Here is a 22,746-nt window from a genome sequence, read left to right as displayed (position 1 = left end):
CCTTCGTGGGGTGGGGCGGGTTGAGCCGGATTGCGAAAGTTCCACTTTCAACAATCACGATGTTGATGATAGGACGTGCGACGGGGGATCGCGCGATCAAGGAGTGCAGATGACCGAAGCGGTAGTGCCGGCCCAGGACCGACGTGTCTACATCGACAAGCAGAGCCCCGCCGCGTACAAGGCGTTGCTCGCGACCGCCGAGGCCGTGCACGAGGTCGCCGCCGAGGCCGGTCTGGAACGGCCGCTCGTCGAACTGCTGAACATCCGGGTGTCCCAGCTCAATACCTGCGCGTTCTGCCTCGACCTGCACACCCGGACCGCGTTGCGCGCGGGCGAGACGCCGCAGCGGATCGCCGTGCTGCCCGCCTGGCGCGACACCCTGCTGTTCGGCGCCCGGGAGCGGGCGGCGCTCGCGCTGGCCGAGGCCACCACACATCCCGCCGACGCGGGTGCGCAGCACACGGCGTACGAGGCGGCGCGGGCGGTGTTGTCCGACGCCGAGATATCGGCGGTGATCTGGGTGGCGATCACGATGAACGCGTTCAACCGGGTGTCCGTGTTGAGCAAGCACCCCGTACGCCCGCCGGCCACGAACCGTTCGGTCTGATCCGCGAGGCGGGGGCGCGAGTTCGGCCCGACCCGGGGGGTGGTTACCGTGCTGCGTGTGATTGTCGTCGACCGACTCGCCCTCGGCTGATGCGTGGGCACGGGCTGCCCGTCGCGATCGTGCACGCGTGTCTGCGCGGAGGCGGCGCGGACGGTCGAGGCCACGGCGGCAGTCCCACCGCCGTGCTCGACGACGTGGCGCTGAGCGATGCCGAGCGGCGGCGGATACCGACCCTGTCGGGCACGTCGCACGCCGTGTTCGTCTCGGTGCGCGAGGGCCGCACCCACGAGCCGGTGGTCTCCCTGCGCTTCTTCACCGCCGAGGGGGAACTGCCCGCGTGCGGCCACGGGACGGTCGCGGCGCTGGCCTTCCTCGCCGAACGGGCCGAACGGGCCGAGCGGGCCGCGGGGGACGAGCGGGCGGTACGGGCCGAGGGCCGCGAGTATCGGGCCACGCTCCACACGGCCGGGCGCGTCTTCGCGGGCCGGGCCACGCGACGGGCCACGCACGTCGACGCCACGTTCGACGCCGGCCGCATCGGGCTGCGCGCGGCCACGACGGGCGAGTGCGACCTCGTCCTGCCCGCGCTCGGCATCGCCCCCGACGCGGTCGTCGCCGACATCCGTGTCGGCTCGCCGGGGCGGTCGCGGTTGCTGGTCCCCGTCGCCGGCCGGTCCGCCCTCGCCGCCCTCGATCCGGACCCGGAACGACTCCGTGCCGCGTGTGATCGGCTCGACTTCCTGGGCTGCTGCGTCTACTCCGTACCGACGCCCACCGGCCGGCTGGCGGCCCGCGTGTTCGCCCCGTCGATCGGCGTGCCGGAGGACATCGCGAACGCCAACAGCACCGCGTGCCTCGCCGCGCACCTGGCCGATCGGGGGTTCACCGAGATCGCCGTCGAGATGGGCGACTCGCTGGGCAGCCCCGCCACGATCACCGCCGGCACCTCGGGCACGTCGATCCACCTGGGCGGCGCCGCGCGGGTCACCCGAACGGTGCGTCTCCCGCCGGGTTGACCCTCTCCCCGTGTCAGGCGGTCGACTGTCCGCATGTTCGCCTACGTGGGCTCCGGCCCCTACTGCTACTCGTCCTCCCTCGCGATGGTGCTCGGCGCCGAGGCACCCTCGCTCGCCGTCGTCGAGACCCTGACCGGCTCGCCCTTCGGCTGCCAACTCATCGGCGGCGTCGTGCCGTTGTTCGATCCGTACGGGTGGGATCCGGACCGGGGCCTCGACGACGCGATCGCGCTCCTCGGCTGGTCCCGCACGCGCGACGCGGGCGGCACGCCTGCGGAGGCCGTCGCCCGGCTGCGGGCGGCCTGCGCCCGCGGACCCGTCCTGGTCGGCCCGGTGGACATGGGCCTGCTGCACTACCTACCCGAGACGCGAGGGGCGTTCGTCCAGGGCTCGGGGATCGCCGACCCGGGCATCGGGGACGACATCGGCGGTGACCTCGGGGTCGCCGACCACTACGTGGTGGTCCTCGAAGTCACCGACGACACCGTGCTGTTGCACGACCCGCACGGCCATCCGTACGCCACCCTCCCGACCGACCGGTTCGTGGCCTCGTGGCAGGCGGAGAAGGTCACCTACACCGACGAACCGTTCGTCATGCGGACCGACTTCGTGCGCCGCGAACAGCTCGCCCCCGCCGAGGCGTTGCGCCGCTCGCTGGCCGCGGCGGTCGGCTGGTCGGGCGGGCGCGAGGACCTGCCGATGCCGGCGGGATCCCTGGCCGGCGGCGCCGCGCTGGAACGCCTCGCCGCCCAGGTGGACGGCGGACTCGCGGCGGAGGTCCGGGCCCTCCTCGAAGTGTTCGCGATCCGCGTCGGCGTCCGCCGGCTCGTCGACGCCGCGACCTGTCTCGCCGGGATCGGCCGGACCGAGGCCGCCTCGATCGTGACCGACCAGGCCCGGATCCTCGGCGGCCTGCAATACCCCCTGGTGATCGGCGACGACCGGGCCCTGGCGGCCGGGTTCCGCCGGCTGGCCCCGACCTACGAGCGCCTGCACGGGGCACTCGCCGCGGCGCTCCCGCAGAGGGCGCCGGCGGTTACCTATGCGTGACGGATTCGCCCGGCGCGGGCCGTGCGTACGTTCGTCGGGCGGGGACGACCGGGGCGGCCGGTCGCACGCGAACGGAAGGGCGATTCGAATGAACGCGGACCCGACTTCGGACCCCACCCGCGACGTGGTGGGCGAACTCCTGCGCCGGATCGGGGCCGGCGACGCCGAGGCGATCGCCGACCTGTACGCCGAATCCGTCGACTGGAAACTGGACTGGCCGCTCGCCGAGCACGGGCGGGCGGCCACGCCGTGGATCCGGCGGCGCACCACGGGTGCCGAGGCCGCCGAGCACTACCGGCTGATCGCCGAACACCACGTGCCGGAACGGGTGGGCACCACGGTCGAGCGGATCCTGGTCGACGGTGCCGACGCCGTCGTGCTGGGCGAGATCCGGCAGACGGCGCGCAGCACCGGGCGGGCGTACACGGCCCGCTTCGCCCTGCACCTGACCGTCGAGGACGGCCTGATCACCCGTCATCACGTGTACGAGGACAGCCTCGCCGTCGCCGTCGCGTTCGACGGCGACGGCGACGGCCTGGCGGGCGACGTCACGCGCTGAGCGAGGCGCCGAGGAAGCCGAGGATCTCCGCCCGCGCGGGCTCGGCCTGTGGCACCAGGCCCGGCAGGCTGAGGAACGCGTGCCCCGCTTCCGGGTATTCGGTCAGCCGCGCGGGCGTCCCGGTCGTGTGCAGTCGTTCGGCATAGCGACGGCCGTGATCGGCCAGCGGGTCCCGGGTCGGCACCACCACGAGCGCCGGGGCCAGGCCGCCCGGTGTGTCGGCGTGCAGCGGCGAGAGCGGACGCGGGTCCGTGCCCGCCGGCACCCCGAGCCGCCGGATCAGGTGCAGCACCGGCAGGGCGAGCGTCGGGGTCTGCGCGTACTCCCGCATCGAGTCGTGCTCGAACATCGTGTCCGTGACGTCGACGGCGGGGTTGACCAGCACCTGCGCCCGAAGCGGCAGCCCGGCCTCGGCGGCCCGGATCGCGACCAGGGCGCAGATCAACCCGCCGCAACTCTCGCCGAGCACGGCGGTCCGGGCCGGGTCCATGCCCCACTCGGCGGCGTGTCGCACGACGTGGCGGTACACGTCCCAGCCGTCGTCGACGGCCGCCGCCAGCGGATTCGCCTCGTCCACGAGGCGGTGCTCGACCGAGACGACGACCGCGGGCAGCCGGCCGGCGAGCCCGCTGTTGACCCAGTCGCTCTGTACCGCCGTGCCCACGAATCCGCCACCGTGCACGTGGAGCACGAGCGGCAGCCCGGCTCCGGCGTCCTGCCCGCGTTGCCCGTCGTGTTCGGGCGGCGCCGGCCGGTATACCCGCACCGGCAGATCGCGACCGGGCAGGGCCAGAGTCCGCCACTCGATCGTGACGCCGGCCTCCGGCTCTCCGGTGATCGCCCGCGCGGCGTCGGACGCCCGGAAGCGGTTCTCCGCCTCGCGATAGGCGACCAGTTCCTCGGCCGTCAACTCCGACCAGTTCGGCTCCGCCGGCCGCTCGATGGTGGTGACCTCGCTCATGGTTTCTCCTTGCGCTCCGGGTTGTGCTCGACCTGCCCAGGTTTCGCTACCCGAGGTATCGCTACCTCAGGTATCGATACCTAAGGTAGCGCAAAGAGATATCGTGTGGCCATGACATCGACTGCTGCCGCCAGGCCGCCCGGTCGTCCGCGCGCGGGCGTCAACGACGTGGTCTTCGCCGCCACGCTGAACACGGTCCGCGAACTCGGTTACGCGCGCGCCACCGTCGAGCGCATCGCGGTCGCGGCGGGTGTCGCGAAGTCGACCGTCTATCGGCGCTGGCCGTCGAAGGGCGCGCTGATCGTGGACTGCCTGCTGGACGCGTTCGGTCCGGCGCCGCTGGAGGGCGCCGATCGCGCCGAGGCGCTGACCTCGACCATCCGCTGGATCGCGGCGAAGATCGGCGAGCCCGGGGTGGGCGACGCGTTCGCGGGCGTTTTCAGCGACGCGGTCAGCGATCCCACCCTGCGCGAGATCCTGTCCACACGGTTCCAGGACCCGTACCGCATCGCGTTTCAGAACGCACTCGGCGAGCCGGAGAACCGGGTCCTGTTCTTCATCGACGTCGTCGTGGGAACCCTGCTGCACCGCATGGGCATGACCGGCGAACCGATGGTCGAGGTCGACGTCACCGCACTGATCGAGATGATCGTGCCCCTCTTCGCCACCGACAGGCCCGCCGATCCGGCCTGAACGATCCCGCCGAAACGGGCCGATCCCTGCTTCGCGGCGGCCCGATCCCTGTTTCGGGATGAGCTGGTTCCGGCGCCCGGGGCGTGGTCTCCTGGGCGCGGGGCACCGGTTGCCCCGATTCGTCGTCCCGACCATGCGGTGTCGGAACGAACGTCCGACACCCGTGAAGGAGTTAGCAATGTCCGCACCCTCGTTATCGAGGCCATGTACGTCGAAACCTCGGGGCGCCAGGCTCGGCCGTCGGCTCTGCGCCGCCGCGTGTGCCATCGTGGCCGTGGGCCTGGCCGCACCCACGGCCGTCGCCGCGCCGCACGCCGCGCACAGCGCCGCCACACCGCACCACGCCGCCGTACAGAACACCAAGTCGCTCGTGGTGCTCTGGGCCGAGGCCCGGCCGAGTTCGTTCCCGCCGAACAACGGCACGCTGACCATCGGCGGCACCTACACCTGTACCGTCGGCAGCACCGTGCAGGTCGGGTTCAGCTCCCTCCAGATCATGCCGACGGCGATGCCGTCCGGCGCCGGATTCCTGCCGTGCGGCCCGGGCGTCGTCGACGCGGCCTGGGAGTTGACCAGCCTCGGCACCCCTGACGTGCATCACGGACACGTGTCCGTCTTTCCCACCTTCGACGGAGCCGGCCAACTCCCGGTGCAGTTGACCGCTTAGCGGCGAACGACCGGCGCCTCGGCGGTGCTCAGACGCCGGGGCGCCGACCCGGGGCGGAACCCGGGCCGAAGTCGGCCGGGCCGCCGCCGAGATGGCGGGCGAGGAAGCGTCCGGAGTCTTCCACCTCGAAGGCGGGTACGCCCGTGTGGCCGCCGGTATTGGCATGCAGTGTCTTGTCCTTCGCACCGAACGCATCGAAGAGGGCCAACGCCCGGTCGCGCGGGATCAGTTCGTCGTCCCACTGGACGAGGAACCCGATCGGGACGGTGATCCGCATCGCCGCCTCCATCAGACTCGTGTGCCCGGCGAGGCCGAACACAGCCGCGCCGATCCGCGGTTCGGCGGCGACGAGCGGGATGCCGATCGCGCTGCCCATGGACAGGCCCCAGTACCCGACCGGGCCGGCCGCGCCGACATGCTCCGAGTCCCGGAGGGCATCCAGGACGGCGCGCCACTCGGGCACCGCCCGGGCGGCCAACCCACCGCTGTACTCGGCCAGTTCGGAACCCAACGGGCGGCCGGTCGCGAGCCGCTCGCGCACGCCGGCAGCGAACTCCTCGTCCCGACGCGTCCTGGGCCGCTCGCCGTGCCCGGGGGCGTCGACGGCCGCCACCGCGAATCCGTGAGCGGTCACGAACCGGCGGGCCCGCGCGGCCAGGCCCGGGGTCCGCGCGTGCATGCCGCCGCCGTGACCGAGCAGTACCAGTGGACATGTGTCGGGAGCCTCGGCGGGCGTCCACAGCACACCCGGGATGTCGCCGAGGTCGAAGGCTCGTTCCGAGACGCCGGCCGAGGTCGTCTCCGACGTGAAACGCATGCGCATGGGGTTCCGCCTTTCGCGGCGGGCACCGCGTCGCGGGCCCGCCCTCGCGCGTCCGCCGCCGGTCAGGAGGACGCGGTCTGTCGAACGATCGCCGGAACGATGGTGTCCCACGTCGCCTCGGGCGGCATTTGGTGGCCCATGCCCGGTACCGGGATCAGCGTGCTGCCGGGGATCTCGCGGGCCAGGGCCTCCGCGTGGCCGTACGGGAAGAGCGGATCGGCGGTGCCGTGGAGGACGAGCGTGGGCGCGGTGATCTCGCCGAGACGGGCGCGGATCGGCTCGCCGCCGTCGATCGTCCAGTGGTTGGCCGCGGCGGCGGGGACCGGGCTGCGGTCGAACGCACGCCCTGCGGTCAGCCGCACGCGCTCCTCGTCGACGGGGATGGTTCCGGCGAAGGCGTGTTCGGCGGCCAGGAAGTACGCGATGACCGCGTCGCGGTCCGCCCAGTCGGGGGCGGGCGCGGGTTCGGCGAACACCTTTTGCAGGGACTCGCTCATCGGCGGCAGCTCCGGGCCGTCGTTGTCGCCGGGGCCGCCCGGGCTGGTGGAGAGCAGGGTGAGCGTCAGGACCCGTTCGGGGGCCCGGAGGGCCAGGCGCTGGGCGAGTCCGCCGCCCATGGAGATGGCGACGATGTGCGCGGCGGCCAGTTCGTACGCGTCCAGCACGGCCAGGGCGTCGGTCAACAGGTCTTCCTGCGTGTACGTCGGCGCGCCGAGCGGGAAGGTGGTCGACTGCCCCGTGTCGCGGGTGTCGTAGCGGATGACGTACCGGCCGGATTCGGCGAGCCGGGCGACGAAGTCGTCGTCCCACCAGTCCCGGGACGCCTCCGCGCCGCCGATGAGCAGGATCGCGGGCGCCGCGGGGTCGCCGAATGCCTGCGCCGCGAGGTCGGCACCGCCGGCGTGGACGACGCGCTCGGTCGAGGTGGGCTGGGCGGCGCACATGGATGCCTCCGGTGGAGTGGATGGGGCGATGGGAGAACCGTACTACGACTTTCGAAGCTTGCGCTACGATATTCGTAGCGAGATGCTCTCGTGGTGACACTTTCGAAGGAGGCGGGGATGCCGGCAGCAACTCCCGGCGGCGGGCACGACGGTCGACGCACCTACGGCCAGGCGTGCCCGATCGCGCACGCGCTCGACCTGATCGGCGAGCGCTGGGCCCTGCTCGTGGTGCGCGAACTGCGGCTCGGGCCGCGGCGATACGCCGACATCCAGGCGGCCCTGCCGGGTCTCGGCCCGAGCGTGCTGGCCCAACGGCTGCGCGAACTGGAGGCCGTGGGCGTGTTGCGGCGGCGCGTGTTGCCGCCGCCGGCCTCCGCCAAGGTGTACGAACTGACCGAGTGGGGCGCCGAGTTGGAGCCGGTCTTCGCGGCGCTGCGGGTGTGGGGCATGCGCTCGCCGGTGGTGCCGCTCCGGGGGGATGTCGGCAGCGACACGGTGTTCCTCGGCCTGCGGGCGTACTTCGTGGCCCGACCGCAGGCCCCGTGGACGGCGGCGTACCGGATCGACCTGGGCCGCGAGACCTACCGCGTCGTGGTCGTCGACGGCGAACTCGTCACGGTCGCCCGCGGCGAGGATCCGGCCGCGCCCGCGCCGGACGTACACGTCGTCGCCGAGGCCGCGACCCTGCAGTCGGTCCTGACCGGGAAGGTCCCCCTGGCATCCGCCCTCGCCGACGCCGGCCTGACCGTCACGGGCGACATGGCGGCCCTCGAACGCCTGGTCGAGGCACTGCCGACGCGCTGAGCCCGTACGGGTGTGGATGCGGGGCGCGCCACCGCCCGGTGTCGGCCCCCTCTGGGAGCCTGGCGCGCATGGCCCAACCGCTCAAGGACATGATCAACGCGACCTCCGTCGCCACCCTGGCCGACGCCGTGGCCGCCGCCCGCGACGGCTTCCCGCGCGACCGCTTCGTCGCCGCCGCGCTGACCGGGCTGGACGACCTGGAACTCAAGGCCCGCGTCGGCCACGTCGCCCGGGCCCTGCACACGACCCTCGACCTGCCCTTCCCGGCGGCCGCCGAGGTCCTGCGCGCGGCGACCGGGCACACCGTCCTGGACATGTGGAGCGGCTGGCCGGCCACCGACTACGTCGCGGTGCACGGCGTCGACCACCTCGACGAGGCCATGGCCACGCTCGCCGTGATCACCCCCTTCGCCACGGCCGAGTTCGCGGTGCGGCCCTACCTCGACCGCCACGAGGACACCGCGATGAAGGTCATGCGCGGCTGGGCCGAGTCCGCCGACGAGCATTTGCGCCGGCTCGCGTCCGAGGGCACCCGGCCCCGGCTGCCCTGGGGCACGCGGGTGCGCCGGCTGATGTCCCCCGGTCCGACGCTGCCCATCCTGGAGCGGCTGCGCGACGACCCCAGCGAGTACGTCCGGCGCTCGGTCGCCAACCACGTCAACGACATCGCCAAGGACCACCCCGACACGGCACTGGCCCTCCTCGGCCGCTGGCACGCCGAGGGCGGCGTACACACCGACCGCGTGGTCCGGCACGCCGCCCGGGGCCTGTTGCGGGCCGGTCATCCCGAAGCGCTCGCCCTGATCGGCGCGGCACACGGCAGCGGCACGGTGGAATCGCTCGTCGTCGCGGACACCGTCACGACCGGCGAGCGCATCCCGTTCACCCTCACCGTGCGCGCCGACGCCCCCGGGCCCCTCGTCCTCAAGTACGCGATCGCCCGCGACGGTTCCCACCGCGTCTTCCACCTGGCCGAGCGGGTGGCCAAGGCCGCCGGCGACACCTTCACCCTCGCCAGATCCCACTCGTTCCGCCCGGTAACGACCCGCACCGAACCCCCGGGCCCCCGCACCCTCCACATCATCGTCAACGGCAAAGCCCAAGCCACCGCCCCCTTCACCCTGCTCCCCTGACCCCCGCCCCCACCAGCGCCCCGAACGGCCGGCACGATCCCGGTGTGACCGATCTTGATGCTTCCTTCCCGGGGCGGCGGTATTCGGCGGTGGACGTATTGGGAGTACTGCTGGACCGCTCGTTGGTGCGGATCGGGGAGGCCGCCGAGGATGCCCGGCGCTTCGATCGGGAGACGATCCGCACGGTGGCGGATGTATGGGACAACAACACGTATCCCCTGTTCCGCGCCGCGACGGCCGGCACGCGTGGAGCGCGGGAGCGGCGCGCGGGGGCGGCTCTGCGGTGGATGGCGGGGTTCGGTGCGGAGCGGCGGGCCTGGATGCGGGCGCAGGCCGCGGTCGCCGGGTGCTCCGTGGATGTGTGGCTCGCGTCCGCGACGCCGTGTGTGGTGGAGGGGGATCACCGGGGACGGGTGACGGCGGCGATCGTGGCGGGCCTGGTCGCGGATTACGACTTGGCGGCGTCCGAGGTACGCGGGTTGGAGGTCGAGCGGGTCGGCGGGCGCCTCGTCGCATCCCTCGACCTGGCCGTCACGCGTGCCTGTCGCGTCGGCGACGACTCCCGCCCCGGGATCGTGACGCTCGATCTTCGGCTGCGGGACGTCACGGAGGTCCGGTTCGATTCCGGCGACGCCCTGGGCGTGGTGCTTCGGGCGAAGGCGGGTGGAGTGTCGGTCGGCATCGGCGAGTGTGGGCTGCTCCGGGCGGCGGCGGCCGAGGTTCGCGTGGACGACCGTCACCGGGATCCGTCCCCCGCCGCTGAAGGCCGGGCAGTTCGGTTCGACGAAGCTCCGCGGCAGGGCCGGCTGGGCGTGCGTGCGCGGGTCGCCGCGGACCTGCTGCGCCGGGCCTTGGTGGAGATGCGGCTGGTTGCCTCCGCCGAGTACGCGTCCCGGGTCCCCATATGGGATTTCCACCGGGCGTTCGCCGGTGCGGGCGCGGCCGTCGTCGACGCGGGCGCGCATCGTCTGCCGTATCGCCGCGAAGCCGCCTTTCGTCGGCTGGTCGGGACCTGGATCCGCCGAGGTGGTCCGGCGCTCGCCGAGTGGTTCGCGACGACGCTGCGGGACACCGGCCACCGGGCCGCCGTCTCCCCTTCCCCGGTCCCCGAGTCCCGACCGTGGAGCACGCCGACCCGGGCCGATCTCCGCTTGGCCCGGTATACCCCGGCCCGGGCATCCCGCGAAGCCTCCGCGCTCGTGCATCTGGCCGTGCCGCCCGACCCCGAAACCGCCGAGCACGCCCCCTGGCGCCTGCTCGCCGTACAACGCACCGATCCCGCCGGCTTTCGGCTCCGCGCCGAGGCGTTTCACGGCACCGGCACGGTCGGCACCGACGCGGCCGGGTCCTTCGCCCTCCACGGCGGGGCGCTCGCTGTTTCGGCTCGGGGAGAGTGCGGCCGGACCGCGTCGTGAGGGCCGTGCGCTCGGCCCGGTCATGATCGAATCGCAGGTCGGCGCCCCCGGTCGCCTTGCATTTCGGGTGTGCGCATCGCCTACATGAATCAATTCATTCAGACCGTTGACGTTGGTTTAAATGCATGCAAGATTCTGCGCACCACAAACGCCACGCACGTACGCAGATCGACGGGGAGACGCCCATGACCCTCGAGCAACCGTCCGAATCCCGGCTCGCGGTGGAGCACCGCACCATCGAGGTGATCCCCGACGCGGAGCGGCACGGCACGCCGCGGAGTCAGTTCACCCTGTGGTTCGGGGCGAACATGCAGATCACCGCGATCGTCGACGGCGCCCTCGCGGTGGTCTTCGGCGCCGACGCGTTGTGGGCGATCCCGGCCCTGCTGATCGGCAACATCCTCGGCGGCATCGTCATGGCGTTGCACTCGGCCCAGGGGCCCCGGTTGGGTGTGCCGCAGATGATCTCCAGCCGCGCGCAGTTCGGCGTCTTCGGCGCGGTGCTGCCGCTGGTCATGGTGATCCTGATGTATCTCGGCTTCGCCGCGACCGGCAGTGTGCTGGCCGGGCAGGCGGTCTGCGAGATCCTGCACATCGACAACACCAAGGTCGGCATCCTGATCTTCGGCGCGCTGACCGCCGTGGTCGCGGTGACCGGATACCGCCTCATCCACCTCGCGGGCCGGATCGCGACGGTCGCCGGCATCGTGGGTCTGGGCTACCTGGTGATCGCCCTGTTCGCCAAGTACGACGTCGGCGCGCACGTCGGCAACAAGTCGTTCGACCTCACGACCTTCCTGCTCGCGATCTCCCTGGGCGCGGGCTGGCAGTTGACCTTCGGTCCCTACGTGGCCGACTACTCCCGGTACCTGCCGCGCGAGACCAGCGAACGCGCCACGTTCTGGTCGACCTTCGCCGGCAGCGTCATCGGTTCGCAGTGGTCGATGACGCTGGGCGCGCTGATCGCCGCCGTCGCGGGTGACGCCTTCCTGCCCGACCAGGTGGGATTCGTCGGCGATCTGGCCGGACCGGCGTTCGTCGCGTTCCTGATCTACCTGGTCATCCTGGTGGGCAAGCTGACGGTCAACTGTCTCAACGCGTACGGCGGCTTCATGTCGATCCTGACCACCGTGACCGCCTTCGACGGCCGGTCCCGGATCTCGCCCGTCGTGCGCGCGGCGTACATCGTCGCCTTCACCGCGACATCGGTCGTGATCGCGATCGCGGCCAGTGCGGACTTCCTCGGCAACTTCAAGAACTTCGTCCTGCTCCTGCTGATGGTCTTCACCCCGTGGAGCGCCATCAACCTGACGGACTACTACCTGATCTCGCGCGAACGCGTCGACATCCCCGCCCTGTACGACCCGAACGGCCGCTACGGGCGCTGGAACATCCCGGCGCTGACCTGCTACGTAGTCGGCGTCGTCGCGCAGATCCCGTTCCTGGCCCAGAAGTTGTACACCGGACCGCTGACCGAACGCCTCGGCGGCGCGGACATCTCCTGGATCGTCGGCCTCGCGTTCACCGCGGTGATCTACTACGCATGGGCCCGCAAGACCAACAACCCGCCCGCCGAGACCATTTACCCGGCGGCGGACCGCGGCGACGACGCCGCGAGGGTGCTCGTGTAGCTACTCGCCCCCGGCCATCGCCGCCCGCATCTTCGCGACGGTGACGGCCGGGTCGTAGTTCTCGGTCGTGTCTCCCTGGCGAACACCAACCTGGGCAGCCGCCGACGACGGGGAATCGGTCGCGCATGGGTACTTTCCGCGCGCGGCTTCGGTGCCGGTCGCCGCCGCTGTCCTGTTGATCGCGATCACGCCCCGCGCGCACCCCGGCGGGCGCGGTAGGCGGCCACCGCGTTGCGGTTGCCGCAGGCGGTGCTGCAATAGCGGCGCGAGCGGTTGCGGGTGAGGTCCAGGACGATGCCGCCGCACCCCTCGTCCGCACACAGGAACAGCCGGGACATCTCGTCCATGCGGACCACGTCGGTCATCGCCATCGCGGTCTCCACGACCACCCGGCTCGCCAGTGGCGCGTCGCCGGACACCGCGTGCAGGTGCCAGTCCTGGTCGTCGTGCCGCACGAGCTGCGGAAGCGCGCCGGCGTCGGCCAGCATCGTGTTCGCCAAGCTCGCGGCGCGGTCGCGGTCGGCGGTCAGCAGATCGCGCAGCACCGGGCGCAGCGCGCGCAGGCTCGCGAGTTCGGCGGCGTCGCCGTCCCGGCGGCCGGTGTAGCGGTGCTCGGCGTACCACGCGTCCACGTCCCGCACCGTGGTGAGGGTGTCCGGCGCCTCCGCGCTGTTGATCAGCGCCACGACGGCCTGCAGCGACGACTCGGTGTCATGACCAAAAATCATTTTGACAGCTTACCGACCACGCCCCTACCGTCATGACCCATGACCGATGTAGCCCATGACATCCCGCGCGTGCGCAGCTTCTCCGGCCCCTCCACCCATGCGGGTCTCGGCGGCGGTCTCCTCCTCGCCCTCGTCTCGGCGACCTCCTTCGGCATGTCGGGGTCGTTGGCGCGGGGGCTGCTCTCGTCCGGCTGGAGTCCGGGGGCGATCGTGCTGGCCCGGATCGGCCTCGCCGCGCTGGTCGTGGCGCCGTTCGCGGTCGTGGCGCTGCGCGGGCGGTGGCGTCGACTGCGCACGCAGGCCCGCACCGTGCTGGTGTACGGCGTACTGGGCCTGGCCGGCGCGCAGTTCTGCTTCTTCTCCGCCGTCACCACGATGGACGTCGCACCCGCACTGCTCATCGAGTACACCGCCCCGGCGGCGGTCGTGGTCTGGCTCTGGGCGCGCCGCGGTCGGCGCCCGCGACCGTTGACCCTGGCCGGCACCGGGCTGGCGGCCGTGGGCCTGGTCCTCGCCGTCGACCTGTTCTCCGGCGCCGATCTGGCCTGGTCGGGCGTGGCCTGGGCACTCGCGGCGATGGTGGGCCTGACCGCCTACTTCCTGATCGCGGCGGACACCGACACCGGTCTGCCGCCGGTGGCGCTGACTGGTGCCGGTCTGGTGGTCGGCACGGCCGCCCTCGCCATGCTCGCGGCGGTCGGCCTGCTGCCGATGCACGCCGGCCTCGACCCGGCCGACTACCGCACCGGCAGCACACCCTGGTGGGTGCCGGTGCTGCTGCTCGGCCTGGTCACCGCCGCCCTGGCCTACACCACGGGCACCGCGGCGGGCCGCCTGCTCGGCTCCCGCACCGCCTCGTTCGTCGCCCTCCTGGAGGTGGTCGCCAGTGTCGGCTTCGCGTGGTTGCTGATCGACGAGGCGCCGAACGCCGCCCAGACGGTCGGCGGCCTGCTGATCATCGGCGGCGTCGTCCTGGCCGGGCTCGACAACCGCTGACGCCCCGCCCCGCTCACGCCCGCCGAACCCGCCCGTCACCGGCGCCGACCGCGAGGTCGAGCAGGCCGGCGGCGTCCCGACGCGGCGCTCCAGCTTTTGGATCGTCTGGCTGACCCTGGCCGGTGGTCAGGTGCAGGCGCTCGACCGTACGGCCGAAGTGCGGTTCCTCCGCCGGCGAGCATCGACAGGCCCCGTCGTTGAGTCCGACCAAACGGTCGGGTCACTATCGCATCCTGTTGCCGGTCTCGAGCGCCCGAGAGGGTGGGCGCATGACGAATCCCATTCCCGAGAAGTACAAGGGTGGCGTGCCCTACCTCAACGTCCACGACGGCTCGGCGGAACGGCGGCGGCGGTCGACCTCTGACCCGCGACGGGCGCTTCGCCTCGCCGCCGGTGCCGGGACGCAAGCCGACGGCGGAGCGGCGGGTCAGCCTCGGCCGGTGATCGCGGCGAGGGTGTCGCCCACGGTCGTTGCGCTCGCCGGTCCGTCGCGCAGGCGTGCCGCGACGTGGCCGTCGGGGCGGACCAGCACGGCGCCATCGGCGCCGAGGCCGCAGAGTTCGCGGTGTTCGTCGGGCAGCGTCTCGATCCGCAACGGGCATGCCGGCGCGGCGCGTTGCTCCCAGCGGATGGGATCGGGGGTGAACAGGGTGAAGCACTCGCCGACCGCGTCGAGCGTGGAGCGGCCGTCCGCGAGCCACACGTGCGGCATGCGCCGGCCCGGCTCCGCGCTCGGCACGTAGTTCGTGTCCGCGTCGGAGGGTTCGGGTGGGGCGTCACCGTCGGAGCACACGGCGCCGGAGCGGTAGCCGGCCCCGAGCACCAGGCCGAGTTGCGCGAAGTACTGTTCCGTCCAAGGCAGTTCGACGCCGTCCGTGGGCGCGGCGCCGGCGTCGAGCCGCTCCCGGCGGCGGTTTTGCACCTCGACCAACAGCCGGGTGTTGGCCACCGCCTGACCCAGGGTCCGGTGCGCGACGGGCAGGCGTTCGCTCTCGTAGGACTCCACCAGGACCGGGTCGGCCCATCCGTGCAGCACCCCGGCCAGTTTCCAACACAGGTTGTGCACGTCGGCGAGGCCCGTGTTCATCCCCAGACCGCCGAAGATGGGCAGCGCGTGCGCGGCGTCGCCCGCAAGCAGAATGCGGCCGTGCCGGAACCGTTCGGCGACGAACGCGTTCATCACCCACGGCTGCACCCGCAACACCTCGGCCCGGACGTCGGCGGCGGGGCCGAGGGCCCGTGCGACGACCTCGGCCCAGTCGGCGGGCTCGGCGGTCGCCGGTGTCGAGCCGAACCAGGCCCAGCCGCCTTCCGGATAGAGCGGGGCGAGGGTGCCGTGCGGGGTCAGGTACACGCCGGCCGGTTGCTCGGCGCACCAGCGGAGGTCGGCGTCGAACACGACGGTGGTGAAGGGTCCCAGCGCGCCGGGACCGGTGGTACCGATACCCGACGCCCGCCGGACGGTGGAGTTCGCGCCGTCGGCGCCGAGCAGGTAGCGGGCCCGCACCCGCAGTTCGGCGTCACGTCCGTGGTCGACGAGCGTGGCCACCACGCCGTCGGGTTCCTCGGCCACGTCGACGACCTCGACGCCGAAGCGCACCGGGGCGCCCGGCGCGGAGAGCAGGATGGGTTCCAAGCGGTCCTGTGAGGTGAGCACGCCGAATTCGGGGCTCTCGGGCACCGGCGCGGCGACGCCGACCATCGCCGCACTGGCGAAGTCGCGGTCGTACAGGGTGTCGCGGAAGCGCACGCGGCCGTATTCGGGGGCGAACCCCGTGGCCCTGATCCGGGCGGCCAGGCCGAGTCGGCGAAAGATCTCCATGGAGCGCACGTTGACCAGCCGGGACCGGGGGAAGGGTGACAACTCGCGGTGTCGCTCCACGAGCAGTACCTGCGCACCCCAGCGTTCGAGCAGTGCCCGGGCGGTGAGGCCGACGGGCCCGCCGCCCACGATCAGGACCTCCACCTCGGCGTCCACCACGCGCATGGCGATCTCCTCCTGCCCACCTCGGGTCGGTCGGCGCACTCGGTGACGGTGCCGGGCGCACGATCGGCGGCTCGGCCGGCACACGCCGTTCGAACACGGTGGTGCCGGTGGGACGCGGCGGCGGAGGGGTCGAGTCGGCGACCTGCCCGGGTACGCTACCAACGGTAGCTCTGTCGCCACCCTCGCGAGCGGACCCCGCCCGTACCCGAGATCGGCGCGTCGTGGGTCCGACGCGCACACCCCACCGGACTCACCCCACCACCGTGCCCGCCCTCACCGGCCGGGTGGGGGCAGCGCGGCCAAGGCCAACGTCCGTGAGCGTGGCGCGAGTTCGGATGCGCACCTCGCGGATCGGCCGGCGGCGCGTGCCGGAGCGGCGCTGCGCAGGGGCCCGGGCGCCCCCCTCGCTCACGGTCCGTCGTCGCTCGTTCCCACCACCTCGCGCAGCGCCGCCACCCACGCCTGTGGTCCGTCGGTCACGCCGTCGACGACCACGCGGCGCGCCAGGCCGGCGAGGAGCGCGCCGATCGCGCCGGGGCGCAGGTCCCGGTCGGGGTCGACGCCCATGCGCGCGGCGGCGATGGCGACCGCGTCCTGGGCGAGCTCGTCGATCCGCAGGATCGCGAATTCGTGCACCGAGCGGATGTCGGCGCAGCGGCGGCGCAGTTCGCGGCGTCGCGCGGTCGTCCCGGCCGGCTCCTCCGGCGCTCCGCCGCCGTAGCGGTCGAAGGCGTGCATCAGGGCCGCCCACGGGTCCAGTTCGGCGGGCGCCGCGGCGAACTCCTCGACGAGGAGGCGGCCGAAGCCCCAGCCGAAGAGCAGGGCCTCCTTGCACTCGTAGTAGCGGAAGAACGTGCGGTGCGCGACGTCCGCCCGGGCGCAGATCCGGTCGACCGTGGTCGCCTCGAAGCCCTGCTCCTCGAACAGGTCGAGCGCCGCGGTGCGGATGGCGTCGCGTGTCCGCGCCTTCTTGCGTTCGCGCAGCCCCGGTCGGGGTGCCGCCTCGTCCGCCTGCTCGGTCATGCCACTCGTCCTCCCAGCCGGGTCGTCGCGTGCGCCCGGAGTTCGGGTCCTGCGACGGTGCGTAGTCGGGTCGGGGTCTCGGGGGTTCGGGCCCGGGTCGGGATCCCGGATTGCAATCTTCCCCACCATAAAAGTTTGCACTACTGTCACCTGGCAGTTGTGCCACTTTCCTAGGTTAGTGCAGGTCCACCCCTGTGGGCTTGTATTCCGGATGGAGCGAGGCAGATGAACAATCGCAAACGGCCGGCGGCCGTCGCACTGGCGACGGCCGCGGTGCTCTGGGCGGCCGGCTGTTCGACCTCCGACGACGCGGTGGCGAACAAACAGCCCGCCTCCGCGGGTGCCGCCGTCGACGGCGGCACGCTGCGCGTGGGCCTGGACCGCCCGTTCGGCAGGCTCGACCCCGCCGATTCCGCGCTCACCTCGCAGCCCATGCTCCTGCTCGCCAACTCCCTGTTCGACCCGTTGATGGTCAACGACAAGGACGGGCAGGTACGGCCCTACCTGGCCAAGTCCTTCACCCCGAACGCGGACGCGAGCAGTTGGACGCTCGACCTGCGCGAGGGGGTGAAGTTCGCCAACGGACGTCCCCTGGACGCCCAGGCCGTGATCGATCACGTACAGCGCCTGGCCAAACCGGAGAGCAAGTGCCCGTGCGCGGTCGACGCCGCCACGATCGCCGGCATGACCGCGTCGAGCCCCACCTCGGTGCGGATCGACCTGAGGAACCCGGACGCGGCACTGCCCAACCTCTTCACCCGGGCCCTCGGCTACATCGCCACGGCGCCCACCGACTCCTCGCCCCCGGTCGGCTCCGGCCCGTTCACCGTCGAGCAGTCCCAGCCCGGCGTCTCGGTCACCGTCACCCGCAACCCCGGCTACTGGGGCGACAAACCGCACGTCGACAAGGTCGTCTACCGCGTCCTGCCCGATGCCGACAGCCGCTACCAGAGCGTACGTTCGGGCGACGTCGACCTGATCTGGGCCGAGACGCCCAACCATCTGCGGCAGAGCGGTACCGACGGACTGCGCACCGCCACCGCCCTGGGCGCCACCTCCACGACGATCTTCAACACCAAGGTCGCCCCGTTCGACGATCCCAGGGTGCGCCGGGCGATGCAGTACACGATCGACCGCGCCACCCTCGCCAAGGTCGTCACCCTCGACCAGGGCAAACCCGCCGACGGGCCGCTGGTCTCCACCGCGCCCTACCGCTCCGCAACGCCCTACCCGGCCCCCGACCCGGCCAAGGCGCGCCAACTGCTGGCCGAGGTCGGCGCCCCGGTGAAATTCGACTACCTCGTCCCCACCCAGCCCGAGGCGCAGCAACGAGCCACGGTCCTGCAGCAGATGCTCGGCGACGTCGGCATCCACATGACCATCAAGCCGCTGGACGTCCCCACCTATCTGAGCACCCTGTACCAACGCCAGTTCCAAGTGGCGGACTTCACCACCAGCGCGTTCGGCGACCCGTCCACGGGGCTGAACATGTTCTTCGGCGCCGGCTCGCCCACCAACTTCGCCGGCTTCGCCGACCCGGCCCTGGACACCGCGCTTGCCACCGGGCGCGGCGCGCTGGACCCCGCCCGCCGCGGCGCCGCCTACGCCGACGCCGGGCGCGTACTCGTCGAGCAGGCGCCCGCGTTGTTCCTCACCGAGAACCGGGTCGGCTTCATCGCCGCCGCCAAGGTCGGCGGGCTGCCCGACCTCGCCGGCCGCAGCGTCGTCAACGTCTCCCCGGCCGCGCTGTGGGTCACCCGATGACCCGGCACATCGTGCTCCGGCTGCTGCGCGCGGCGGCGGCGGTCGTCCTGGTCACCACCGCCGCCGCGGCGCTGCCGCACCTGATGCGCGGCTCACCCGCGCTCGCCGCCCTGGGCCCCAACGCGACCCCCGAGCAGATCGCCGCCTTCGATGCCGACCTCGGCCTGGACGACAACGTCCTGGTCGCCGCCTGGCACTGGATCGCCGACGCCCTGCACGGCGACCTGGGCAGCTCGCTCGCCAACGGGGTGCCGGTGACCACCGAGCTGGGCGACCGGGTACCGGTCACCCTCGAACTGTTCGCCGCCTCCCAACTCGTCGCGCTCGCCATCGCCGTGCCGGTCGCGTTGTGGTCCGCGTGGCGCCCGGGCGGGGTGTTCGACCGCCTCGCCACCGCGCTGGCGTTCGTCTGGCTCGCCATCCCCGCGTTCGTGCTCGGCCTGCTGCTGATCTACGTCGCCGCCGTGCAGTGGCGCGTCCTGCCCGCCACCGGCTGGACGCCGTTCACCGACGATCCGGCCGACAACCTGCGCCACCTGGTCCTGCCCGCGCTGACCATGGGCCTGACCGAGGCCGCCGTGTTCACCCGTACCCTGCGCGCCCAGCTCATGGACACCCTCGACCAGACCTACATCGACGCCGCCCGCGGGCGGGGCCTGGGCACCGCACGCCTGCTGCTGCGTCGTGCGCTGCGCCCTTCCGCGCTGCCCCTGGTCACCCTGATCGGCATCGGCTTCGGCATGGCGCTGGGCGGATCGGTGCTGGTGGAAACCCTGTTCGCGGTCCCCGGCATGGGCGGTTTGGCGGCGACCGCCATCAACGGCCGCGACTTCCCGGTCATCCAGGCGATCGTCGTGGTCACCGCCGTCGGCGTCGTGGCGGCCACCCTCGCGGTCGACCTGCTCTACCGCCGGATCGACCCCAGGATCGCCCATGACCACCGCTGACCCCACCACCCTCGCCGCCCCGACCTCCCGCACGCGGTACCGCGATCCGCTGCGCGGCATCCGCCTCGCCTCCCCGGGGGCGGTGCTGGCCGCAGGGTGGCTCGCCATCGTGGTGCTCGCGGCGATCGTGGTGCCGATGTTGCCCGGCTGCGATCCGCTGCGCGCCGACTTCGCCCACCCCTCCGCGCCGCCCGGGCCGGGCCACTGGTTCGGCACCGACGACACCGGCCGCGACGTCCTGGTCCGTACCGCCGCCGGCGCCCGCGCGTCCTTCGGCGTCGCCGCGCTGACCGTCACCGTCGGCCTGGTCGTCGGCGGGGCGTTGGGCATCGCGTCCGGCTGGTTCGGCGGGTGGACCGACCGCGTCATCGGCTTCGCCACCGACCTGCTGATGTCGGTACCCGCGCTCATCCTCGTGATGATCGTGGTCACCCTGCGCGGTCCGAGCCTGCCGGTGATCGGCGGCCTGATCGGACTGTTCACCGTGCCGTCGTTCACCCGCGTCACCCGCGCCGGCGCACTGTCGCTGAAGGAACGCGGATTCGTCCAGGCCGCCCGGATGATCGGCACCGCCTCCGGGCGCATCCTGCGGCGCGAGATCCTGCCGAACATCGCCCCGGCCGCGCTGTCGTTCGCGTTCACCGCGACGACCGCGGCCATCGTCGCCGAGGGCGCGCTCAGCTTCCTCGGCTTCGGCCTGCGTCCGCCGGCGCCCTCGTGGGGCGGCATCATCGCGCAGGGGCGCATCACCCTGGGCAGCGCGCCGTGGATCTCGCTGATCCCCGCCGGCGTGTTGTGCCTGACCGTACTGGCACTGAACCACCTGGGCGAGAACGTGCGTTCCGGCTCCCCGAAGGGGTCCTCCCGATGACCACCGAGACGGCCGAGACGGCCGAGACCACCGCCGCCGCCGCGCCGGGCGCCGGGTCGCACGACCCGACCCCCGTGTTGCGCGTCGAAGCGCTCGACGTCGTCATCCACCCCGCCCACGGCCGCCCGCTGCACGTGCTGCACGACGTACACCTGCACATCGACGCGGGGGAATGCCTGGGCGTGGTCGGCGAGAGCGGATCGGGCAAGTCGGTGCTGAGCCGCACCATCCTCGGCGTGCCCGGACGCGGCACCCGCGTCACCCGCACCGGCCGCGTGCTCCTGCACGACGAGGACATCCTCGACATGGACGCGCGCCGCCGCGCCGGGCTCCTGGGCACCGAGATCGCCATGGTCCACCAGGACCCGATGACCTCGCTCAACCCCGTCGTGCGGATCGCCGACCAGGTCACCGAGGCGCTCACCGGGCGCCGCCGACTGCGCCGGCGCGAGCGCCGGAGCGCCGCGGCCGAACTGCTCGCCGCCGTCGACGTACCCGACCCGGATCGCCGGGCCCGCGCCTACCCGCACGAACTCTCCGGCGGCCTGCGCCAACGGGTGGGCATCGCCGCCGCGCTCGCCGGCGAACCCGCGCTGCTGCTCGCCGACGAACCCACCACCGCCCTCGACGTCACCGTCCAGCGCACCGTGCTCGACCTCCTGGACCGCCATCGGGCCGAACGCGGCCTGGCCACCCTGCTGATCACCCACGACATCGGGCTGCTGTACGGCCGCGCCCGCCGGATCGCGGTGATGTACGCCGGGCACATCGTCGAGACCGGCCGCACCGAGGACGTCACCGACCGGCCGGCGCACCCGTACACCGCCGCCCTCCTGCGCAGCGTCCCGCGCGTCACGGGCCCGCTGCGGCGCACCCTGCCGACCATCCCCGGCGCCCCGCCCGACCCGACCCGGCCGCGCACCGGCTGCCCCTTCGCGCCCCGCTGCGACCGCGCGACCGAGCAGTGCACGCGGGCGACGCCGCCCGTGCACCACGCCGGGGCCGGCCACACCGCGTCGTGCTTCCACCCGCTGTCGCACCCCGACGCCGACCCGCAGGGCGCCTCCGCGGCCCCGAACCCCGCCCCGCGAAAGGCCACTTCGTGACCGCCGTCCTCCGGGCGAGCGACCTGAGCGTGGTGCACCGCACCCGTTCGGGGCCGCTGCACGCCGTCAGCGACGTCAGCCTGACCCTGCATCGGAGCCGCACCCTCGCCCTGGTCGGCGAGTCCGGCTCCGGAAAGAGCAGCATCGCCAAGGCGATCCTGCACCTGCCCGCGCCCACCCGGGGAACCGTCACCGTCGACGGCGTCGACCTCGCCGGGCTGACCCCGCGCGCGCTGCGGGCGTTCCGTCGGCGCATGCAGATGGTCTTCCAGGACCCGCTGTCCTCGCTCAACCCGCGCCGCCGGGTGCGCGACATCGTCGCCGAACCTCTGGACGCACACCCCGACACCGCCCGCACCGTCGACCGCGAGGTCCGGGTCCGCGAACTCCTCGACGCCGTCGGCCTGTCCCCCGACACCTTCGCCGACCGCCTCCCCGCGCAGTTGTCCGGCGGGCAGGCGCAGCGGGTGGCCATCGCCCGGGCCCTGGCCGCCGAACCGCACGTGCTGATCGCCGACGAGGCCGTCTCCGCGCTCGACGTGTCCGCCCAGGCCACCGTGCTCAACCTGCTGCGCGGGCTCACCGAAACCCTCGGCCTCGCCGGGTTGTTCATCTCACACGACCTGGGCGTGGTGCGCGCGGTGAGCGACGATGTCGCGGTGCTCTATCTCGGGCGGGTGTGCGAACAGGGCCCGACGGAGGACCTGTTGTCCGCACCGGCGCATCCGTACACCGCCGCGCTGCTCGCCGCCGTGCCCGAGCCCGGGCGGGCGCTCGGCGACGGGCACCTGCTCCCGGTCGATCCGCCGTCCCCGTTGGACCCGCCGTCCGGCTGCCGGTTCCGCACCCGCTGCCCGTACGCAAGCGCCGTGTGCGCGGACCGGGAACCCGCGATGCGCCCCGTCGCCGAGCGGCGCACCGTCGCCTGCCACCACCCGCTGCCGCCCTTCGCTGCCCCGCCCACCGACGACCCCACCCGGCACCGCCCCGACCACTCCACCCGGCACGAGGACTGATCCGC

The 22,746-nt window shown here is 72.9% G+C and carries 23 protein-coding genes; 16 read left to right on the top strand and 7 right to left on the bottom strand.

The window, feature by feature from the left end:
* Window positions 1–109: 109 nt before the first annotated feature.
* The 4 genes from ACMXN5_RS44270 (at window position 110) to ACMXN5_RS44255 (ending at window position 3,232) form a co-directional block, all read left to right on the top strand.
* Window positions 110–607, top strand: a complete 498-nt coding sequence (locus ACMXN5_RS44270) for a carboxymuconolactone decarboxylase family protein (RefSeq protein WP_439680519.1) — start codon at window positions 110–112, stop codon at window positions 605–607.
* An 89-nt stretch (window positions 608–696) separates the two neighbouring features.
* Entirely contained in the window at window positions 697–1,623 is a 927-nt protein-coding gene (locus tag ACMXN5_RS44265) for a PhzF family phenazine biosynthesis protein (RefSeq protein ID WP_439680518.1), read from the top strand.
* Window positions 1,624–1,656: 33 nt separating this feature from the next.
* On the top strand, window positions 1,657–2,673 hold the full coding sequence (locus tag ACMXN5_RS44260) for a hypothetical protein (RefSeq protein WP_439680517.1): 1,017 nt from the start codon (window positions 1,657–1,659) through the stop codon (window positions 2,671–2,673).
* 88 nt (window positions 2,674–2,761) lie between these two features.
* Window positions 2,762–3,232, top strand: coding sequence for a nuclear transport factor 2 family protein (locus ACMXN5_RS44255; protein WP_439680516.1), 471 nt, complete (start codon window positions 2,762–2,764; stop codon window positions 3,230–3,232).
* On the opposite strand, the gene ACMXN5_RS44250 is transcribed toward ACMXN5_RS44255, so the two are convergent.
* Window positions 3,222–4,193, bottom strand: a complete 972-nt coding sequence (locus ACMXN5_RS44250; RefSeq protein ID WP_439680515.1) for an alpha/beta hydrolase — start codon at window positions 4,191–4,193, stop codon at window positions 3,222–3,224. The genes ACMXN5_RS44255 and ACMXN5_RS44250 overlap by 11 nt on opposite strands.
* A gap of 111 nt (window positions 4,194–4,304) precedes the next feature.
* Here ACMXN5_RS44250 and ACMXN5_RS44245 point away from each other — a divergent pair, with 111 nt between their 5' ends.
* Window positions 4,305–4,886 carry a TetR/AcrR family transcriptional regulator gene (locus ACMXN5_RS44245; protein WP_439680514.1) on the top strand — a complete coding sequence of 194 codons (582 nt, stop codon included), beginning with the start codon at window positions 4,305–4,307 and terminating at the stop codon, window positions 4,884–4,886.
* Between the two features lie 274 nt (window positions 4,887–5,160).
* Complete coding sequence (locus tag ACMXN5_RS44240; RefSeq protein ID WP_439680513.1) at window positions 5,161–5,553, top strand: hypothetical protein; 393 nt, start codon at window positions 5,161–5,163, stop codon at window positions 5,551–5,553.
* A gap of 28 nt (window positions 5,554–5,581) precedes the next feature.
* Here ACMXN5_RS44240 and ACMXN5_RS44235 read toward each other — a convergent pair whose 3' ends face one another.
* Together ACMXN5_RS44235 and ACMXN5_RS44230 are read right to left on the bottom strand one after the other, a co-directional pair.
* Entirely contained in the window at window positions 5,582–6,370 is a 789-nt protein-coding gene (locus ACMXN5_RS44235; protein ID WP_439681416.1) for a dienelactone hydrolase family protein, read from the bottom strand.
* A gap of 68 nt (window positions 6,371–6,438) precedes the next feature.
* Window positions 6,439–7,320 (bottom strand): alpha/beta fold hydrolase, encoded by an 882-nt coding sequence (locus ACMXN5_RS44230; RefSeq protein ID WP_439680512.1) that lies wholly within the window; start codon window positions 7,318–7,320, stop codon window positions 6,439–6,441.
* Between the two features lie 117 nt (window positions 7,321–7,437).
* Here ACMXN5_RS44230 and ACMXN5_RS44225 point away from each other — a divergent pair, with 117 nt between their 5' ends.
* From ACMXN5_RS44225 to ACMXN5_RS44210, 4 genes are all read left to right on the top strand, one after another.
* On the top strand, window positions 7,438–8,124 hold the full coding sequence (locus ACMXN5_RS44225) for a winged helix-turn-helix transcriptional regulator (RefSeq protein ID WP_439680511.1): 687 nt from the start codon (window positions 7,438–7,440) through the stop codon (window positions 8,122–8,124).
* A gap of 68 nt (window positions 8,125–8,192) precedes the next feature.
* A complete protein-coding gene (locus ACMXN5_RS44220; protein WP_439680510.1) occupies window positions 8,193–9,257 on the top strand; it encodes a DNA alkylation repair protein in 1,065 nt (354 codons plus the stop codon).
* A gap of 44 nt (window positions 9,258–9,301) precedes the next feature.
* Window positions 9,302–10,672 carry a hypothetical protein gene (locus ACMXN5_RS44215; RefSeq protein WP_439680509.1) on the top strand — a complete coding sequence of 457 codons (1,371 nt, stop codon included), beginning with the start codon at window positions 9,302–9,304 and terminating at the stop codon, window positions 10,670–10,672.
* A 185-nt stretch (window positions 10,673–10,857) separates the two neighbouring features.
* The gene (locus ACMXN5_RS44210) at window positions 10,858–12,303 is read left to right on the top strand and encodes a purine-cytosine permease family protein (RefSeq protein WP_395792227.1); all 1,446 of its coding nucleotides are present in this window, start codon (window positions 10,858–10,860) and stop codon (window positions 12,301–12,303) included.
* Here ACMXN5_RS44210 and ACMXN5_RS44205 read toward each other — a convergent pair whose 3' ends face one another.
* Entirely contained in the window at window positions 12,304–12,492 is a 189-nt protein-coding gene (locus ACMXN5_RS44205; protein ID WP_439680508.1) for a hypothetical protein, read from the bottom strand.
* Window positions 12,489–13,031: a CGNR zinc finger domain-containing protein gene (locus ACMXN5_RS44200; RefSeq protein WP_439680507.1), complete on the bottom strand. Its 543-nt coding sequence runs from the start codon at window positions 13,029–13,031 to the stop codon at window positions 12,489–12,491. The genes ACMXN5_RS44205 and ACMXN5_RS44200 overlap by 4 nt, the downstream gene beginning before the upstream one ends.
* Window positions 13,032–13,070: 39 nt before the next feature.
* On the opposite strand from ACMXN5_RS44200, the gene ACMXN5_RS44195 reads away from it, so the two are divergent.
* The gene (locus ACMXN5_RS44195; protein ID WP_439680506.1) at window positions 13,071–14,027 is read left to right on the top strand and encodes an EamA family transporter; all 957 of its coding nucleotides are present in this window, start codon (window positions 13,071–13,073) and stop codon (window positions 14,025–14,027) included.
* 427 nt (window positions 14,028–14,454) lie between these two features.
* Here the strand turns inward: ACMXN5_RS44195 and ACMXN5_RS44190 are convergent, their stop codons facing one another.
* Together ACMXN5_RS44190 and ACMXN5_RS44185 are read right to left on the bottom strand one after the other, a co-directional pair.
* Window positions 14,455–16,014: an FAD-dependent monooxygenase gene (locus ACMXN5_RS44190; protein ID WP_439680505.1), complete on the bottom strand. Its 1,560-nt coding sequence runs from the start codon at window positions 16,012–16,014 to the stop codon at window positions 14,455–14,457.
* A gap of 408 nt (window positions 16,015–16,422) precedes the next feature.
* The gene (locus tag ACMXN5_RS44185; RefSeq protein WP_439680504.1) at window positions 16,423–17,037 is read right to left on the bottom strand and encodes a TetR family transcriptional regulator; all 615 of its coding nucleotides are present in this window, start codon (window positions 17,035–17,037) and stop codon (window positions 16,423–16,425) included.
* A gap of 225 nt (window positions 17,038–17,262) precedes the next feature.
* Between ACMXN5_RS44185 and ACMXN5_RS44180 the strand changes: the two genes are divergently transcribed.
* The 5 genes from ACMXN5_RS44180 to ACMXN5_RS44160 are packed head-to-tail and all read left to right on the top strand — an operon-like array spanning window position 17,263 to window position 22,741.
* Window positions 17,263–18,801 (top strand): ABC transporter substrate-binding protein, encoded by a 1,539-nt coding sequence (locus tag ACMXN5_RS44180; RefSeq protein ID WP_439680503.1) that lies wholly within the window; start codon window positions 17,263–17,265, stop codon window positions 18,799–18,801.
* Complete coding sequence (locus tag ACMXN5_RS44175) at window positions 18,798–19,748, top strand: ABC transporter permease (protein ID WP_439680502.1); 951 nt, start codon at window positions 18,798–18,800, stop codon at window positions 19,746–19,748. Before ACMXN5_RS44180 ends, ACMXN5_RS44175 begins: the two co-directional genes overlap by 4 nt.
* Window positions 19,735–20,619, top strand: a complete 885-nt coding sequence (locus ACMXN5_RS44170) for an ABC transporter permease (protein WP_439680501.1) — start codon at window positions 19,735–19,737, stop codon at window positions 20,617–20,619. The genes ACMXN5_RS44175 and ACMXN5_RS44170 overlap by 14 nt, the downstream gene beginning before the upstream one ends.
* Window positions 20,616–21,725, top strand: coding sequence for an ABC transporter ATP-binding protein (locus tag ACMXN5_RS44165; protein WP_439680500.1), 1,110 nt, complete (start codon window positions 20,616–20,618; stop codon window positions 21,723–21,725). The genes ACMXN5_RS44170 and ACMXN5_RS44165 overlap by 4 nt, the downstream gene beginning before the upstream one ends.
* Entirely contained in the window at window positions 21,722–22,741 is a 1,020-nt protein-coding gene (locus ACMXN5_RS44160) for an ABC transporter ATP-binding protein (RefSeq protein ID WP_439680499.1), read from the top strand. Before ACMXN5_RS44165 ends, ACMXN5_RS44160 begins: the two co-directional genes overlap by 4 nt.
* Window positions 22,742–22,746: the final 5 nt, after the last annotated feature.

The sequence above is a fragment of the Embleya australiensis genome (assembly GCF_051903075.1).
Classification (GTDB): Bacteria; Actinomycetota; Actinomycetes; order Streptomycetales; family Streptomycetaceae; genus Embleya.
Note: the sequence above shows the minus strand (reverse complement) of the source record. Positions and strands in the feature narration are given on the sequence as shown.

Excerpts from the sequence above, each read along its gene's own strand:
- ACMXN5_RS44270 (WP_439680519.1), top strand. The coding sequence starts at position 110 with ATGACCGAAGCGGTAGTGCCGGCCCAGGACCGACGTGTCTACATCGAC.
- ACMXN5_RS44265 (WP_439680518.1), top strand. The coding sequence starts at position 697 with ATGCGTGGGCACGGGCTGCCCGTCGCGATCGTGCACGCGTGTCTGCGC.
- ACMXN5_RS44260 (WP_439680517.1), top strand. The coding sequence starts at position 1,657 with ATGTTCGCCTACGTGGGCTCCGGCCCCTACTGCTACTCGTCCTCCCTC.
- ACMXN5_RS44255 (WP_439680516.1), top strand. The coding sequence starts at position 2,762 with ATGAACGCGGACCCGACTTCGGACCCCACCCGCGACGTGGTGGGCGAA.
- ACMXN5_RS44250 (WP_439680515.1), bottom strand. The coding sequence starts at position 4,193 with ATGAGCGAGGTCACCACCATCGAGCGGCCGGCGGAGCCGAACTGGTCG.
- ACMXN5_RS44245 (WP_439680514.1), top strand. The coding sequence starts at position 4,305 with ATGACATCGACTGCTGCCGCCAGGCCGCCCGGTCGTCCGCGCGCGGGC.
- ACMXN5_RS44235 (WP_439681416.1), bottom strand. The coding sequence starts at position 6,370 with ATGCGTTTCACGTCGGAGACGACCTCGGCCGGCGTCTCGGAACGAGCC.
- ACMXN5_RS44230 (WP_439680512.1), bottom strand. The coding sequence starts at position 7,320 with ATGTGCGCCGCCCAGCCCACCTCGACCGAGCGCGTCGTCCACGCCGGC.
- ACMXN5_RS44225 (WP_439680511.1), top strand. The coding sequence starts at position 7,438 with ATGCCGGCAGCAACTCCCGGCGGCGGGCACGACGGTCGACGCACCTAC.
- ACMXN5_RS44220 (WP_439680510.1), top strand. The coding sequence starts at position 8,193 with ATGGCCCAACCGCTCAAGGACATGATCAACGCGACCTCCGTCGCCACC.
- ACMXN5_RS44210 (WP_395792227.1), top strand. The coding sequence starts at position 10,858 with ATGACCCTCGAGCAACCGTCCGAATCCCGGCTCGCGGTGGAGCACCGC.
- ACMXN5_RS44200 (WP_439680507.1), bottom strand. The coding sequence starts at position 13,031 with ATGATTTTTGGTCATGACACCGAGTCGTCGCTGCAGGCCGTCGTGGCG.
- ACMXN5_RS44195 (WP_439680506.1), top strand. The coding sequence starts at position 13,071 with ATGACCGATGTAGCCCATGACATCCCGCGCGTGCGCAGCTTCTCCGGC.
- ACMXN5_RS44190 (WP_439680505.1), bottom strand. The coding sequence starts at position 16,014 with ATGCGCGTGGTGGACGCCGAGGTGGAGGTCCTGATCGTGGGCGGCGGG.
- ACMXN5_RS44185 (WP_439680504.1), bottom strand. The coding sequence starts at position 17,037 with ATGACCGAGCAGGCGGACGAGGCGGCACCCCGACCGGGGCTGCGCGAA.
- ACMXN5_RS44180 (WP_439680503.1), top strand. The coding sequence starts at position 17,263 with ATGAACAATCGCAAACGGCCGGCGGCCGTCGCACTGGCGACGGCCGCG.
- ACMXN5_RS44175 (WP_439680502.1), top strand. The coding sequence starts at position 18,798 with ATGACCCGGCACATCGTGCTCCGGCTGCTGCGCGCGGCGGCGGCGGTC.
- ACMXN5_RS44170 (WP_439680501.1), top strand. The coding sequence starts at position 19,735 with ATGACCACCGCTGACCCCACCACCCTCGCCGCCCCGACCTCCCGCACG.
- ACMXN5_RS44165 (WP_439680500.1), top strand. The coding sequence starts at position 20,616 with ATGACCACCGAGACGGCCGAGACGGCCGAGACCACCGCCGCCGCCGCG.